Annotated in this window: 13 protein-coding genes and 1 pseudogene; all 14 read left to right on the top strand. The window is 35.4% G+C overall.

Annotation, left to right across the window (positions count from 1 at the left end; genetic code table 11):
- The first annotated feature begins 214 nt into the window (after positions 1–214).
- Complete coding sequence (locus tag AC1DS7_RS15610) at positions 215–2,047, top strand: GAF domain-containing sensor histidine kinase (protein ID WP_033715135.1); 1,833 nt, start codon at positions 215–217, stop codon at positions 2,045–2,047.
- Position 2,048: 1 nt separating this feature from the next.
- Positions 2,049–2,690 carry a response regulator gene (locus tag AC1DS7_RS15605; RefSeq protein WP_016101829.1) on the top strand — a complete coding sequence of 214 codons (642 nt, stop codon included), beginning with the start codon at positions 2,049–2,051 and terminating at the stop codon, positions 2,688–2,690.
- A gap of 389 nt (positions 2,691–3,079) precedes the next feature.
- On the top strand, positions 3,080–7,321 hold the full coding sequence (locus AC1DS7_RS15600) for a S8 family serine peptidase (protein WP_215588719.1): 4,242 nt from the start codon (positions 3,080–3,082) through the stop codon (positions 7,319–7,321).
- Positions 7,322–7,579: 258 nt separating this feature from the next.
- Positions 7,580–8,179 carry a TasA family protein gene (locus AC1DS7_RS15595; RefSeq protein ID WP_000023369.1) on the top strand — a complete coding sequence of 200 codons (600 nt, stop codon included), beginning with the start codon at positions 7,580–7,582 and terminating at the stop codon, positions 8,177–8,179.
- Positions 8,180–8,377: 198 nt separating this feature from the next.
- Positions 8,378–9,064, top strand: a complete 687-nt coding sequence (locus AC1DS7_RS15590) for a lysostaphin resistance A-like protein (protein WP_476999104.1) — start codon at positions 8,378–8,380, stop codon at positions 9,062–9,064.
- A 29-nt stretch (positions 9,065–9,093) separates the two neighbouring features.
- On the top strand, positions 9,094–10,065 hold the full coding sequence (locus AC1DS7_RS15585; protein ID WP_016101827.1) for a phosphotransferase enzyme family protein: 972 nt from the start codon (positions 9,094–9,096) through the stop codon (positions 10,063–10,065).
- 159 nt (positions 10,066–10,224) lie between these two features.
- Complete coding sequence (locus AC1DS7_RS15580; RefSeq protein ID WP_002029764.1) at positions 10,225–11,685, top strand: alanine/glycine:cation symporter family protein; 1,461 nt, start codon at positions 10,225–10,227, stop codon at positions 11,683–11,685.
- Between the two features lie 132 nt (positions 11,686–11,817).
- Positions 11,818–12,549, top strand: coding sequence for an amino acid ABC transporter ATP-binding protein (locus AC1DS7_RS15575; RefSeq protein WP_016101825.1), 732 nt, complete (start codon positions 11,818–11,820; stop codon positions 12,547–12,549).
- Between the two features lie 12 nt (positions 12,550–12,561).
- On the top strand, positions 12,562–13,392 hold the full coding sequence (gene glnH, locus AC1DS7_RS15570; RefSeq protein WP_016101824.1) for a glutamine ABC transporter substrate-binding protein GlnH: 831 nt from the start codon (positions 12,562–12,564) through the stop codon (positions 13,390–13,392).
- Between the two features lie 87 nt (positions 13,393–13,479).
- Positions 13,480–14,136, top strand: a complete 657-nt coding sequence (locus AC1DS7_RS15565; protein ID WP_002090963.1) for an amino acid ABC transporter permease — start codon at positions 13,480–13,482, stop codon at positions 14,134–14,136.
- Positions 14,137–14,781, top strand: a complete 645-nt coding sequence (locus tag AC1DS7_RS15560; protein ID WP_016101823.1) for an amino acid ABC transporter permease — start codon at positions 14,137–14,139, stop codon at positions 14,779–14,781. It abuts the gene before it with no gap.
- A 204-nt stretch (positions 14,782–14,985) separates the two neighbouring features.
- The gene (locus AC1DS7_RS15555) at positions 14,986–16,404 is read left to right on the top strand and encodes an amino acid permease (RefSeq protein WP_002029755.1); all 1,419 of its coding nucleotides are present in this window, start codon (positions 14,986–14,988) and stop codon (positions 16,402–16,404) included.
- Positions 16,388–16,765, top strand: coding sequence for an OsmC family protein (locus AC1DS7_RS15550; protein ID WP_002140367.1), 378 nt, complete (start codon positions 16,388–16,390; stop codon positions 16,763–16,765). Before AC1DS7_RS15555 ends, AC1DS7_RS15550 begins: the two co-directional genes overlap by 17 nt.
- A gap of 62 nt (positions 16,766–16,827) precedes the next feature.
- Positions 16,828–17,076 (top strand): annotated as a pseudogene (locus tag AC1DS7_RS15545) (HIT family protein); the annotation flags it as partial.
- Between the last annotated feature and the right edge of the window lie 2 nt (positions 17,077–17,078).

Below are 17,078 nucleotides of genomic sequence, written 5' to 3'. Positions count from 1 at the left end.
ATCTTTTGTACTATAGAGGATAAGCCTAGTGGTATGCATAATTACATCGTTTGATGAATAGGAAATTTATGAGAATCGATTTATACTAATATTGTGTCTTGCCTTTTTAGGTGTAGTACACAGCCGGTGATTGGCTAGTGGAGGTTTTTCCATTTTGCCAGTGCCGGTTTTTTGTTGGATAATAGAGAAAATATATAAGAAGGAAGGGATCGTTTTGAAAGATGTAGATTCTATTTCTATGAGAGAAAAAGTTGCTAGCTTTTATCTTTATTTCATTTCTTTTTTTGGTTTAATTACTATAACTATCTCTTTACTTGAAATTAAAATCCCTTCTCATCTAACAATACTAGTATTGTTAGTACTGTTTATGGGGATCACAGAGTATTTTCCTGTACGATTTTGGAGGGGAGTAAGTTCACTTAGCTTTCCGATTATTTATTCTATGCTTTTGTTGTTTGGGACACATATAACCGCGCTCGCTCTTGTATTTGTTACTTTAATTATTCATTTGCTTCGGCATTCTCCAGTGGAAAGGATGCTTTTTAATAGTACACAGCATGCTCTTAGCCTTGTGTTAGCAGAATGGTTTTCTAGCAAATGTATGGTGTGGCTTGCCAGTGTAATAAATATGGAAGTTTTATATGAGAACTTATTATTTTTACTATTGTTTAGTATATTTTTCTGTTTTTTCAACAATCTCTTTTATGATTTACTAATGGTACTTCTTCCTCAGACATATTCGATACATCGATGGAATCAAAAAAATATATCAGTCTTTTTTTGTGAAAGTTTTTGTCTATTCTATGCTGTTCTTATACACATATTAGATAGCCAATATTCTTTAGAGCTAAAAGGAATTATTGTTTTGTTCTTTTTCTTCCCACTTGTGGCAATCTCTATCATTAGTTCATTTTCTGCACGAATACGGATGGAAAAAGAAAGATTGTACGAATTTTTTCTTATTACGACAGAAATAAGCCGTGGATTATCTGGAGGGAATCTTCAGCACATAAAAAAATCACTTAAAGGATTTCTAGGGATACAAGCATATGTATTATGGACAAAAGACGAGGGAGAATGGAATATACAGTTGAGGGATGGAAAATTGAAAAATGATATAACTGATTATTCCGACGAAAAAGGAGAATTCTGTGAAATAACTGAAAATACGGTTTTTAATAATTGGAAGGTTGGTACAGCACCAGGAGATGGGGTGTTTGAGGATGTTATACGTTCTTTAGTTTATTTCCCTCTTATTGTAAATAATGAGTTGATCGGGATGTTTGTTGCAGGTAAAAGTAGAGGTGCTGGTTTTTTCCCGGAAGATGTGCAGTTGTTAGCGACATTTTCCAACCAATTGGCTAACATAGTTAAAACAAGAATACTTATTTCTGAACAAGAAAAAAGGATGATTTTAGAAGAAAGAAATCGAATTGCACGCGAGATTCATGATGGTATTGCACAAGCTTTGGCTGGGGTGATATTTCAACTAGAGTCCGCTCAGAAAAAATACCATGATAAACCTATTGATATGCAGCAAGTAGTCGAGAAAAGTATAAAGGATTTAAGGGAAAGCTTAGGAGAAGTTCGCTATTCTATTTACGCTTTAAAGCCGTATCCCACACAACAATTAGGGCTTAAACAGGCGATAGCAAGTAAAATAAAATCTTTAAAACAAGAATATGAACTAGACATTACATATCATGAAAGAGGTCATTCACGTGCACTCAGCTTTTCAAAAGAAAGAGTTATTTTTGATACATTACAAGAGAGTTTACAAAACATTGTTAAACATGCACAAGCAGAAGAAATTGATGTTTTGCTAAGTTATCAAAGTGAGCACGTGCTTTTAAAGGTTAAGGATAATGGAGTTGGCTTTTCACTATTTGAGTCTATGGTTAAAACGAAGCATGAGCCACATTATGGTATATTACATATGAATGAACAAGCTGAACAACTAGGGGCTACTTTACAGATTGATAGTTCTTTAGGTAAAGGGACAGAAATTACACTGTTAATTCCAGATTCACAAACAAGGGGTGCGTAAAATGATTAAAATATTAGTAGTGGATGATCATGCTTTTTTACGAGACGCAATTCGGAGCATACTAGAGGTTGAATCTGATATGAAAGTGGTTGGAGAGGCGAGCTCTGGGGACGAGGTATTGGGAAAAGTAGAGGAATGTAGACCAGACTGTATTTTGATGGATATTAATCTTCCAGGGAAAAATGGAATTGAAGCTACGGGATTAGTGAAAAAAAAATATCCTAATTGCCGAGTACTTGTTTTTACAATGTATGAGCATGATGAGTATTTAATGGATGCGCTTCAGTCTGGTGCTGATGGTTATTTATTGAAGGATTCATCATCGGAGCAGGTAATAGCAGCAATTCGAATGTTATATCGAGGCGATTCAGTTATTCATCCGCGTATGACTAAAAAATTAATTACATATCATCAGCAAAAAATGAAATTAGAATCAAATGAAAATGAACTGACGGAACGTGAAAAGGAAATTCTTTTTGAATTAGTAAAAGGACTTAGTAATAAAGAAATTGCTGAAGCTCTATATATTAGTGATAAAACAGTTAAAATTCACATCAATAAAATTTTTAAAAAACTAAATGTAAAAAGTCGATCGCAAGCGGTGATTTATGCTGTTCGAAATCAATTGGTTCCGTTGGATTAAATAAGAGATGTTTAAAAGAACTATCGTGTTTCTTTATTCTATATTACAAAGAATAAAGGGCAAGGTAGTTCTTTTGTACTATTTGGGCATAGAATCATTAGAAAAAAATTACTCCTTTTGTTCAATATTCAGAAAAATCAAAATGTGAAATAATAAAAATAGAATTATTGCTTAACGCTACTAATAATTCATGTTGTAAATCATTGTAGTTGGAAACAATTTATGGGGGCTTTTATAGAAAGAAGATTAGAAGTGTGGGGATGGCGGTAGTAGTGTTGGAGATTCTCGATTATTTTAAATAGATTCAAGGTTGATAGAATTGCCAATGCTAAATAGGAGCTCAGAGGATTTATTTTAGAAAAATAAATTTAATAATAAGGAGATGCGCTATGAAGAAGGGGAAATTCGGAAAAATACTTATTGGAACGCTAACTGTTGGTATGTTAATGTCTCAAGGAATTCCATATAACGTATTGGCAGAAGAGGTAAATACAACTACTTTAACTGGGATTGATGATGCAAACGCTATATTGAAAGGTCTTACAAAGGAACAACGTAATGCCTTAAAAACGTTAAATACAAAACCAGGTTTTGTTATTTCACCAGGCATCAATACAGCAAGTCCTGATAATGTGAATGTGATTGTAGAGTTTAAGCAAGCACCTAGCAAAATCGAGATGTTAAAACAAGCAGCTAAAGGGAAAAAAATAGCTCTTTCAACTGCGGAACAAAAGGTAGAAGCATCTCATAAAGAATTTAAATCAGAGTTTGAACAGCTTCAAAAGAATAAAGATAAAGGGACGAATTTTAAATCTGCCAAAATAACAAGAGAATATAAGAATGCTTTTAATGGTGTAGCGATTTCGTTACCTGCGAATATGATTGAAGACTTAGTTCGCACTGGTATTGTTAAGCGCGTATGGGAAGATAGTGAGGTCAAAATTGATTTGCCGAAAGAAACAGCTAAGACTGCTGCTGAACCCAAAATGGCAGATAGTGTACCGCAAATTGGTGTGGACAAGCTGCATGATGAAAAAATAACAGGTAAAGGAATTAAGGTAGGTGTACTGGACACAGGTATTGATTACAACCACCCGGATTTGAAAGATGCATATAAAGGATATCGTGCAAAGCAAGGTGAAGATCCAAGCAAAATAGATCCGAACTCAATAAAAGGATGGGACTTTGTTAATAATGATGCTGATCCAATGGAGACAACGTATAAGGATTGGCAAAATTCTGGAGGATATCCTGAAATTTATGATGGAAGTGCATATTATACATCCCATGGCACTCATGTAGCTGGGACAATTGCTGCAGACAAAAAGAATAATGTGGATTATGCGGTTAAGGGAGTCGCTCCAGATGTAGATTTATATTCATATCGTGTATTAGGACCATATGGAAGTGGACAAACAAGCGGTATTCTTGCTGCGATTGATAAAGCAGTGAAAGACGATATGGATGTTATCAATTTATCATTAGGTGCAGCTATTAATGATCCTTTATATCCAACTTCTGTGGCAGTGAACAATGCCATGTTAGCTGGTGTTGTTACAGTAGTAGCGGCAGGTAATAGTGGTCCTGGAGAAGGTACTATTGGATCACCTAGTGCGGCGGCACTTCCAATTACAGTTGGAGCAAGTGATGCTGCGATGTCTATCCCGACATTTTCTGCCGATGCAGGTGATTTACATGTCGATAAGATGATGCTACTTGGAAAGAGCTTTACTGATAAGCTTGAAGACTTAAAAGGTCAATCCTTATCGGTTGTATATGCAGGACTTGGGAAATTAGATGATTTTAAGGGGAAAGACGTAAAAGGAAAATTAGCGCTCATCCAACGCGGTGAGATTACATTTGATGAAAAGATTAAGAATGCGAAAGAAGCAGGTGCAAAGGCCGTAATTGTATATAACAATGTTGATGGTGAAATCACAAGTTATCTTGGAGAAAGTACGTCATCTATTCCATCGTTCCGCTTAGCGAAAGTAGATGGTGAGAAATTACAAGTAAAAGCTGTACAAGGAGATGTGTCTTTAGCGTTTGGAGAAATTAGTAATATAAAAACAGAGGGAGATCATTTAGCCGATTTTAGCTCTCGTGGTCCTGCAACTAAAACAGATGATATTAAGCCGGACATTGTAGCGCCAGGTGTGTCTATTTTCTCTACTGTTCCTGAATATATTAACGATCCAAAGGATGGAGAAAATTATCCGGTAGCGTATGGACGTATGTCAGGTACATCTATGGCAACTCCTCATACTGCGGGGGTAGCGGCACTCATTTTACAAGAACATCCAAACTATAGTCCATTTGAAGTAAAAGAAGCACTTATGAATACCGCAGTTGACTTAAAAGAAGAGCGTTCTGTATTTGAAGTAGGATCAGGCCGAATTGATGCGTATCGTGCGGTTCATGCAGATACAGCTATCGAGGTTATTGATAAAACATCAAACGTTGTAAATGATGAAGAAGTAGAAATTGAAGAAAAAACAGGTTCTATTGCATTCGGGTATAAAAATCAATTGGGAAATGGACCTATTAAAGATAGTCGAAAAGTCTTAATTAAGAACAGCAGTAAAACAGACGGGAAAGAGTTTAAATTAGAAGTAAAGTTTTCACCAACAAATGTAGGTGTGAAGGACGCAGCGAAGAATGGTGTGAAGCTGAACGTACAAGATTCTATTAAAGTGGCTCCTGGTACATCAGGGGAAATTAGCCCTGAAATTATCATTCCAGAAAACGCTGAATTCGGTAGATATGAGGGGTATATTCATATTTCAAATAAAAATAATGAAAAAGAAGTATATCAAGTGCCATTTGCAGTGAAGTTCACAGAAAAGGGGATTGAATCTGTAGATTTACTGAGAGACGCAATGGCAACAGATGGGTCTAAATTCCATCCATTTATGGAAAGCCCAAGTTCACCGCTGACATTTAAATTAAATAGTCCTCTTGAAACCATTGATGCAGTTGTGAAAGATCGAAAAACAGGAAAGGCATTAGGAGTCGTTGGTACACTTAATGCAAGTAGTCTAACACCGAATGTTGAATATATGATGTTTTCTGGTATGGGAGGATATGTATTTCCGTTCACAGGAGATCCTGCCCATCCAATTGGGGATAAACCTGTTATGTTGCCTGATGGAGATTACGAATTGAACTTCGTTGGATATGATAAAGAAGGGAAATCTTATACAAAAGGCGATAGCATTATCATTGATAATGTCATACCTGAAATGAAATTTACGGATGTACAACCTGGTATTCATGAAGTAAATGATTCTATGTTCAAAGAAGAAGATGGCCAGCGGGCATTATGGGTGCATGGTAATGTTTATGATTCTACAGTGGATGCATTAAAGGCAAAAGGCCTGCAGTATGACCAAAAAGCTAATCAAATTGTATATTATCAGAACTCGGCCTTTCCATCAGGTTGGCTGAATACAATTCAGGCCAATGGTGACTTTAAATTTGGAGTACTTCCAGAAGAAATAAATGAACCGTTAAATTTAAAATTATTTGGATATGACCTCGCAACTGCAGGGAATATGGCAACTGGATATAAAGATTACGTCTTTGTAAAAGAAGGGACAGAATACGCTGTTCCAAGTTATGACAAAGATAAAATAAAATTAGGAGAAAAAATTACGTTAACTTTAAATCTCAATAATGTAAAACAACTTACGGCAGGTACATTTGAAATCCCTTATGATAAGCAGCTATTTAAATTTACAGATGTGAAACCAAATTCAGCGCTTACGGAATATGCAAAACAACATGGATTAAACTTGACATTAGAAGATACGGCTATAAATACAGAAGGAACTTGGGAAAACAAGGTGAAAGTTGGCGCATCATTGGAAGGAAAAGAATTTAAAGGATTAGATGGAGATACACCATTTTTAGATGTTACATTCGAAATGACGAGCGATGAATATTTTAATAATTTAACTGCATTTGGAGCAGATAAGTTCTCTTATATAAAAGCTGGTGCATCAGAAGGTACTGAGATTCCTGTGTTTAAAGATAAATCTTTTGCTATTGTTTCGAAGCATTCAACAGTTACAGGATATATTGGTCCAGAAGCTTTCTTGAATGAAGAGGGGTATTTAGGTAAGAATGATTACACAAAACTAGGAGCAAAAGTTTACGCAGTTGGCAAGGATGGAAAGAAATATACAGGAACGGTTAATGATAATGGGCAATTTGAAATTCATAGTGTTCCTGTAAGCGATAAAGAATATGATATTTTCGTAGAAATGCCGGGTCATTTAAATAGTAAATTAACTACAAAAATAGGGAAAATGCAAGATGGAGAATTAGTGGGACAAAACTTTAGAGCCGATATGGATGACAACCTTGCAGGTGATGTAAACGGCGATAAAATGGTGGATATTCAAGATGCTAGAATAGCAGCTCTTTCATATGAAAAAGGAAAAGTGGCTGCAAAAGATGGAGATGTCAATCAAGATGGTGTTGTAAATGAAACAGATATTCGTTTTATCGAGAAGAATTTCTTGAAAAAGGGTCGAGATGCTAAAGAAAATCAGAAGCCGAAAGAAAATGTAGGGCCAGTGACGTTAGATAAAATCTTACGTTCTATTGGCTTAGAACCAAAAAAATAAGTGGACAAACTTCTAGAGTAAATAAAGCAATAGGACAATGAATATAAAATTAAATGAGATTGGCTAACAAATAACCGGTAATGATTTACGGTAACATTACCGGTTATTTTAAAAGTAATAGTCGTTTGGGTACATGAAGTAACTAGTTTAAAGTTAGTTCGCTTTCGTTGTGGGACAAGGTAGTTGCTTAATTATTATTGTTTGTGGGCTGGAAATAAGGTTTGTAGTTTAAACTTTAAAAATAGGGGGGCTTGTGAAATGAGTATTAAGAAAAAACTTGGTATGGGTGTTGTAACTGCAGCGCTTGGCTTATCTTTAATTAGTGGGGGAACATATGCGTATTTTAGTGATAAGGAAGTATCACAAAACACGTTTGCAGCCGGTACTTTAGATTTGAGTGTTAATCCTGAAGTTGTTATTAATGTCGACAATATTAAACCAGGTGATGAAATGGAGCGTGGTTTTCAATTAGTAAACAAAGGAACCTTAGCAATAGGAGATGTGAAACTTCTGACAGATTACAGTGTAATCGATGCTAAAGGAGATAATGGAAATGCTGATTTTGGTGATCATATCCGTGTTGATTTCTTGTGGAATTTGGATAAAAATGAGGTTCCAATTTGGTCTACTACATTATCTGAATTAAAGGTAGCTACGCAAAACGGAAGTATTCCTGATCTTGTACAAAAAGGTGTTGTAGACCGAGAAGGAAATGGACTTGCTCCTGGTGATGATGATACTTTCTACGTAATGTTCACATTTGTAGATAACGATGAAGAGCAAAATGTATTTCAAGGAGATTCATTGAAGTTAAATTGGACCTTCAACTCAATGCAGACAAAAGGTGAAGAGAAATAAAGATAAATATTATATATGAGAATGAATTGATGAAGAATTGAGGAATAGAATTTTTAATAGTGTAAAGGTTGATTGAGTGAATCAACCTTTTTTATTTTGTGAGAAAATTATGCTTAGATTATTTGAAAAAAGTAGCTTGAAAGTTACGTTACGTCATCTTTTATACTAAAGAAAATAGGATATAGGGGGATGGTGTAGATGACTTTAAAATGTATGTGGGGATGGAAAGAAATTTTATATTTATTTGTTTTCGTATTTCTAATTGTACCAGTAATGATTGAATCTCTTTTTTATGATTATGCTTTAAAAATACTAGGGAACTCATTATATGCTGGAGTATTAATGGGACTTATAATGGCAGTGATATTTACGTTTGTAGTTTATCTTTTTTGCATAAAAAGATATAAACTGTCGTGGAAAGATATTGGAATTCGGAAGCTTTCATGGAAAGATTTATTGTGGACATTTGTAGCGGTTATTTCTTTGATTGTAGTTAGTATAGGTGTATTAATGATAATGGAGAAACTGGGGATTTCTTTTGAAAATAGTAAAACGGAGGCGATCCAAAATGATAAATCAATATATGCGTTCTGTATCGCGGTAATTGGAGCAGCAGTTATATCACCAATCTATGAAGAAATTTTATATCGAGGTGTTTTTTATACATTTTTTCGTGATAGGTATGGTATATGGGGCGGTATGCTTATAAGTTCAATAATATTTACTATTGTTCATATCCCGACATATAACACATTACCGGTGAATTTTTTAAGCGGAGTAGTATTTGCGTGGTTATATGAGAAAACAAATTCTATTTTATCGGCTATGATTGCCCACGCATTATTCAATTTCATAGCAGTACTTCTCACATTCATGTCGAATTAATTAGAGGGTACATATAGGAGGGAATAAATATGGAAATAGCTGTGGAACGAGTTTTTACACATAAGATTTTAGCAGAAGCTGCAAAGATATTTAATGTGAAAGTAGAAGAAAAGCCACTTGGTGATTTTGAAAATTATATTTTTAAGGCGAAGGGTAAAAATAATGAAGATTACGTATTACGCTTAACTCATTCTTCTCATCGTTCTAAAAAAGAGGTAGAGGCCGAACTAGATTTTTTACGGTATGTTGCGGAGCATGGGGCGAAAGTGGCGGGACCTCTTAATTCAATATCTCAAAATCTTGTAGAAGAAATTGGAGCGGAAGATGGCACTTTCTTTTTCGCGTCTTTATTTACATATGCAAAAGGTGAGCAAGTAAAAGGAGAAGAATCGCCTTATTGGGGAGATGCTTACTTTGAAGCGTGGGGAAAAGCGATTGGACAACTGCACCGCCTTACAATGGATTATCCTAAAACAGACTACCGTGATACGTGGGAAGAGGATGAAAGTAGCATTGTTAATGGATTAGAAGATGAGAAGGTGAAAGGGATTGCCACTGTATTAATGGATGAAATAAAGGCTCTTCCAATTGAAAGAGAAACGTTTGGCCTTATGCATGGCGATATTCATCCAGGTAATTTTCATTATGATGGAAAAGGGCTAACAATCTTTGATTTTGATGACGCTGCCTATAATTACTTCATTCATGATTTGGCAATGGTTCTTTATTACTCTGTTCTTTTTACACCGTGGACTACAGAAGAGAGGAAAGAATTTGCTGGCAAACAGTTACAAGTGTTACGAAAAGGTTATGAATATGAGCACAGACTGACGGATAGTTGGTATGAATCGTTACCGTTATTTTTGCGTCTACGTGATATTGGTTTATACGGTACGCTTCAAAAGAAGTTTAAAGGGAAAGATATGCCAAATCATTTCATAGAATTAGCGGAACAACTCTATGAAAGAATTATAAAGAAAGAAGCAATTGTGAATATATAATACATTCATATCGAAACAAAGTATACAAAATAAATGTATACTTTGTTTTTTTATACAAAAATATGTTTACTTTATTAAAATAATATTGTTATAGATTCGGTATACACTTATAATTTTATATATATTCTGAATATTCTTTATAAAAGAGGAGGGGGAAAGTTGGAAGCTATCGTAAGTTGGATAAATAATATTGTTTGGAGTCCAGCACTTGTCTATTTATGTTTAGGAGTAGGTCTATATTTTTCCATTCGAACAAGGTTTTTACAAGTAAGACATGTAGGGGAAATGGTGAAGCTTACATTTAAGGGAGAAAAGTCTGATGCGGGTGTTTCTTCGTTCCAAGCGTTAGCACTCTCGTTATCAGGGCGCGTTGGAACCGGAAATATTGCGGGTGTTGCAACGGCTGTTGCCTTTGGTGGTCCAGGCGCTGTATTTTGGATGTGGGCGGTAGCCTTTCTAGGAGCTGGTTCTGCATATGTAGAATCGACGCTTGCACAAATATATAAGACGAAGCATCAAGGGCAATTCCGCGGTGGTCCTGCTTATTACATTGAAAAAGGACTAGGTGTTAAATGGTACGCATTAGTGTTCGTCGCAGCGACAATTCTTGCAACAGGAATGCTGCTTCCAGGTGTTCAAGCGAATAGTATTGCTGTAAGTCTAGAAACAGCTTTTGGTATTAATACTTCTGTATCAGGGGCGGTATTAGTAGCGGCATTAGCACTTATTATTTTTGGTGGAGTTAAGCGAATTGTTAACGTAGCGCAAGTTGTAGTACCGTTTATGGCGCTTGGCTATATTTTAGTAGCTTGTGTAATTGTAGGTATGAATATTGAAAAATTACCAGACGCTTTCATGTTAATTTTAAAAAGTGCATTTGCATTAGAAGCAGCTTTTGGCGGGATTATTGGTTTAGCAATTTCTTGGGGTGTAAAACGTGGTATTTATTCAAACGAAGCAGGGCAAGGAACTGGGGCCCATGCAGCAGCTGCTGCTGAAGTATCGCATCCAGCTAAACAAGGGTTAGTACAAGCATTTTCCGTTTACATTGATACATTATTTGTTTGTTCAGCAACAGCATTTATGATGATTATTACAGGCATGTATAACGTATTTGATGCAAGCGGAAAAAACTTTATCGTCAATAAATTAAATGGTGCACAGCCAGGTCCTGGTTATACACAGGCAGCAGTAGAATCTGTTTTCCCTGGATTTGGAAACGGTTTCGTAGCAATCTCTTTACTATTCTTCGCATTTACAACAATTATGGCTTATTACTACATTGCAGAAACGAATATAGCTTACTTAAATCGTGATAAAGACCGTCCTTGGATGTCTATCGTACTAAAGTTTGTATTCTTAGGAGTTGTATTCTACGGTTGTGTAAAAACAGCAGAAACAGCATGGGCTTTAGGGGATATTGGTGTAGGAATTATGGCATGGGTTAACATTATTGCGATTCTATTATTACAAAAACCGGCATTGATCGCATTAAAGGATTATGAAAAGCAGAAAAAAGAAGGAAAAGATCCAGTGTTCGATCCGCAGAAACTAGGAATTAAAAATGCTGATTTCTGGGAGCATGAATACGGGAAAGACAAGAAAGAAGAAGTATCTTAAGAGAATAGAAATGAAGGAGCAAAGGGAGATCCCTTTGCTCTTTTTTATGGACAAAATGAAGATGAAAGTTATTTTTTTGCCTATTTTTGAATATAAAAAGAATGTACATGCTTTGTTTAGGGGAGGGGGAGTATGGTGATAGAGTTTCGTAATGTAAATAAATATTATGGTAACTTCCAAGTTTTGAAGAATATTAATATGCAAGTGAAAAAAGGTGAAGTGGTAGTAGTTGTTGGTCCTTCAGGATCAGGAAAAAGTACATTGCTTCGGTGTATAAATCAGTTAGAGGCGATTACTGATGGAGAGTTAATCGTACAAAATACAGACGTACACAATAAAAAAACAGATATGAATGAATTACGCCGAAATATTGGTATGGTCTTCCAGCATTTTTACTTATACCCACATAAAACAGTTCTGCAAAATATTACACTAGCACCAATTAAAGTAAATAAAACTTCAAAAGAAGAAGCAGAAAAAACAGCGATGGTTTATTTAGAGAAAGTAGGAATCCCGGAGAAGGCAGGTGTATATCCTCATCAATTATCCGGAGGTCAACAGCAAAGGGTAGCTATTGCTAGAGGGCTCGCGATGCAACCGAAAATTATGCTATTTGATGAGCCTACGTCCGCTCTTGATCCAGAGATGATCGGAGAGGTGCTTGATGTTATGAAAGCGCTGGCTAAAGAAGGAATGACGATGGTCGTCGTCACACATGAGATGGGATTTGCACGTGAGGTAGCAGATAGAATTTTATTTATGGATGACGGTCAAATTATCGAAGATACAACACCGGCGCAATTTTTTGCAAGTCCTGAACAAGAAAGAGCTCGTCTATTTTTAAGAAGAGTGTTAAATCATTAAAGGGGGAGTTTTATGCTTAAAATGAAAAAGTTGTTTACGTTAATCGTATTTTCATGTTTATTCGTACTTGTCGTTGCTGGATGCGGAAGTAAAAAAGATGAGACGAAAGAAACGAATACGAAACAAGGCGGGGCTGTTGAGCAAATTAAGAAGCGCGGGAAGTTAGTAGTTGGAGTGAAGAATGATACGAATTTATTTGGATTGAAAAACCCTTCAACAGGGCAAGTAGAAGGATTCGATATTGATATCGCGAAGGCACTTGCGAAAAAAATTCTTGGTGATGAAAAGAAACTAGAGCTGAAAGAAGTAACGTCTAAAACACGTATTCCGATGCTGAAAAATGGTGATATTGATGCAATTATTGCGACAATGACAATTACGGAAGAACGCAAAAAAGAAGTAGATTTCTCAGATGTATATTTTAAAGCAGGACAATCGTTACTTGTGAAAAAAGGAAGCAATATTAAGAGCATTGATGATATAAAACAAGGCGTTAAAGTATTAGCTGTAAAAGGATCAACATCTACAAATAACATTCGCCAAAAATCACCAGAAGCAACAGTATTAGAGTTTGAGAATTATAGTGAGGCATTTACAGCGTTAAAAGCAGGTAAAGGCGATGTTTTAACTACAGATAATGCGATTCTTTACGGAATGGCAAAACAAGATTCTAATTATGAAGTTGTAGGGAAAATTTTCACGGATGAACCGTATGGAATTGCAGTACAAAAAGGTGCAGACGATTTAACGAAAGAGATTAATAGTTTATTAAAAGATATGAAAGCGAATGGAGAATACGATAAATTGTATGAAAAATGGATTGGTCAAAAACAAGAGAAGTAAAATGAAACTTTATTTCTCGTGATAAATAGTAAGAGTGAGAGGATGAGAGTACTCATCCTCTTCTTGTAAAGAAAGAGGGGAGAATATGTGCCTGATTTTTCTATATTAACGAATAACATTGATATGTATTTAGAAGGATTTAAATATACGGTTATGTCTAGTGTAGTTGCACTAATAGGAAGTTTTGTTTTAGGAATTGTTATGGCAGTGATGCGAATTTCACCTATTCGTATTTTGAATTGGATTGGCTCTGCCTATGTAGAGTTTGTTAGAAATATTCCACTCGTATTAATTGCATTCATTTTCTATTTTGCTTTGCCTGTAATAGGAATTACTTTCAACGGTTTTGTAGCAGGGACAGTTGCGCTTACAGTTTATACAGCGGCTTTTATTGCGGAAGTAATTCGTGCTGGTATTTTATCAGTCGCGAAAGGTCAAATGGAAGCAGCACGTTCTTCAGGATTAACTTATACGCAAGCGATGTATCATGTCGTCTTACCTCAAGCGATGAAAATCGTCATTCCTCCTCTAGGAAATCAATTTCTCAATTTAGTAAAAAACTCTTCAATACTCGGAATTATTGCTGGAACGGATTTAATGTATCAAGGAGACTTAATTTCAACGAAGACGTTCGTTACGTTTGATGTATATATATTTGTCGGGATGTTTTATTTAGTATTAACAATACCGCTAAGTATGCTAGTGCGTTATTTAGAAAAACGCTTGGCAAAGGAGGCGGTATAAATGGATTTTAAAGGAGCGATAACAGGTGATCATATCCTCTTTTTATTAAAAGGATTACTCATAACGTTAGAGGTAGCGCTCGTAGCAATTGTACTTAGCTTTATTATTGGTAGTGTAATAGGGATATTGCGCTACATGAAAATACCTGTCGTCTCACAAGTATTAGGAATTATCGTTGAAGTGATTCGAAACTTACCACTACTTTTAATTATATTTTTCACATATTTTGCGCTTCCAGAAGTAGGCTTGAAATTAGAGATTATAACAGCTGTAATTGTTGCTTTAACAATATTTGAAGCAGCAATGATATCTGAAATTGTTCGAAGTGGTCTATTATCGATTGAAAAAGGACAGATTGAGGCCGCAAGATCTTCAGGATTAACGTATGTTCAAGCACTGTGGCATATCATTTTACCACAAGCATTAAGAAGAATGGTCCCGCCGCTTGTCAGTCAGTTTATTTCATTGCTGAAAGATACATCATTAGCAGTTGGTATATCACTGCCAGAGCTTATGCATAATGCTCAAATTATTAGCGGGCAGAATGTAAATTATATGATTCCAACGTTTATAGTAGTAGCTTGTATGTATTTTGTTGTAAACTACGGTTTATCAATTTTATCTAGAAGATTAGAAATACGTTAACTCTTACAAAAAATGTAAGAGTTTTTTCCTTATAAATCCTTTTTTGCCTCAAATTAGTATCGTGAGCTCTTAATAGTTGAATTTTTATATTGTTTTATCAGAAAAGTTTTAATTTTATATAGAAATTGTAATCGCTTTCGTGTATATTTTTATTATCAGAAAATTTTAAAAAGAGATAGGGGTACTTGTAGGGGGAGGATTAAGATGCAGCAAACAACGAATGAGCAATTACATCGTACGATGAAGAGTAGACATTTATTTATGATCGCACTAGGTGGTGTAATCGGAACTGGTTTTTTTCTAGGTTCAGGTTACACCATTAATCAGGCTGGACCAGGGGGAGCCATCCTTTCATATTTAGTGGGCGGATTTATTATGTATTTAACAATGCTTTGTCTTGGAGAGCTAACGGTAGCAATGCCAGTTTCAGGATCTTTCCAAAAGTATGCGACGAAGTTTATTGGACCAGGAACTGGATTTATGATCGGTTGGCTATACTGGATTGGATGGGCAGTAACAGTAGGATTAGAATTAACATCGATCGGTTTAATGATGAAAAGATGGTTTCCGAATGTTGATGTTTGGGTATGGTGTCTCGTATTCGGAGTTATTTTATATGCTTCAAATGCAATATCAGCGAAGAGTTATGCTGAATTAGAGTTTTGGTTCTCTAGTATTAAAGTAGTTACAATTATTGCATTCATTTTACTTGGTGGTAGCGCATTACTAGGATTCTTACCATACGATGGAAAAGAAGCAGCGCCTCTTTTCTCTAACTTTGTAAGTGATGGTGGGCTATTCCCAAATGGACTAGCTGCAGTGCTTCTTACGATGATTACAGTTAACTTTTCCTTCCAAGGAACAGAGTTAATCGGGATTGCAGCAGGAGAGAGTCAGAATCCTGAAAAAACAATTCCACGTGCGATTCGTAATACAGTATGGCGCATTATGTTATTCTTCATTTTAACAATGACAATTTTAGTAGGGTTAATTTCTTGGAAAGAAGCAGGGATAATTGAAAGCCCATTCGTAGTTGTATTTGATAAAATCGGTATTCCATATGCAGCTGATATTATGAACTTCGTTATTATTACAGCTCTTCTATCTGTAGCGAACTCAGGGTTATATGCAGCAACGCGTATACTATGGTCACTTGCAAATGAAGGAATGGCACCAACTTCTTTCAAGAAAGTAAATAAACGTGGTATTCCGATTACAGCGTTAGTCGTAACGATTGCTGTAGCGGCGTTATCTTTATTAACAAGCTTCCTTGCAGAAGATACAGTATATATGTACTTATTATCTATAGCTGGTTTATCTGCTGTTTCAAGTTGGATCATTATTGCTTTATCGCAACTTCGTTTTAGAAGTCAGTATTTAAAAGGCGGAGGAAAATTAGAGGACTTAAAGTATAGAACACCACTATACCCGCTTGTTCCAATTTTAGCTTTAATTACAAATAGCATCGTTGTTATTAGTTTAGCGTTTATTCCAGAACAACGAATGGCGTTATATTGTGGTATTCCATTTATCATTTTCTGCTACATATATTATTATATGAGTAAGAAACGGAAGAAACCGATGAAAGTGGAGATGGAAGCAAAGTATGAAAATAAAAATTAAGCATGATGATATAGAGGCAGATTTATCGTATGGTCAATTAGCGATTGGGAAAGAAAACGGATATTCACCGTTACAATTACTCGTTTCTTCTATCGCAGGATGTAGTGCAATTGTTTTTCGAACGATTTTAGAAAAGAAACGTATTGCATACGATACGTTTACAATTGAAACTGAAATTGGTAGAAGTGAAGCTTTATCAAAACCAGTTGAAAGTGTTCATTTGCACTATAAAATTAAAGCGCAAAACATTACAGAAGAGCAATTAGACAAGGCGCTGCAACTTGCGGTGAAAAATTGCACAATTGTTCAATCTATAAAGGATAGTATAAAAGTTACAGAAACAATTGAATTAGTAAAGTGAAACATAAAAACGTGAGAATAGGGCGCTCACGTTTTTATGTTTTTGGCAGAGGGGGAAGAATGATGGAATGTTTAGGTTGTAAATTAGCAAATGAAGAAGAAATTATATATAAAGTGTATGAAGATGATTATGTAACTTGTTTTTTAGACCATGCGCCTTTCTACCCAGGACATACTTTAATTGTGCCAAAGAAGCATGTTTTAGAAGTGGACGAATTAGATGATGTTGTAGCGAAATCGATTATGGATGCTTCTAAGCTTATTTCAAAGGCTATTAAGTTATTATATAAACCAGACGGAGTTACAATTTGCCC

The sequence above is a fragment of the Bacillus sp. P4_E1 genome, assembly GCF_056401715.1.
This window is presented reverse-complemented; position numbering and strand designations above follow the sequence as displayed.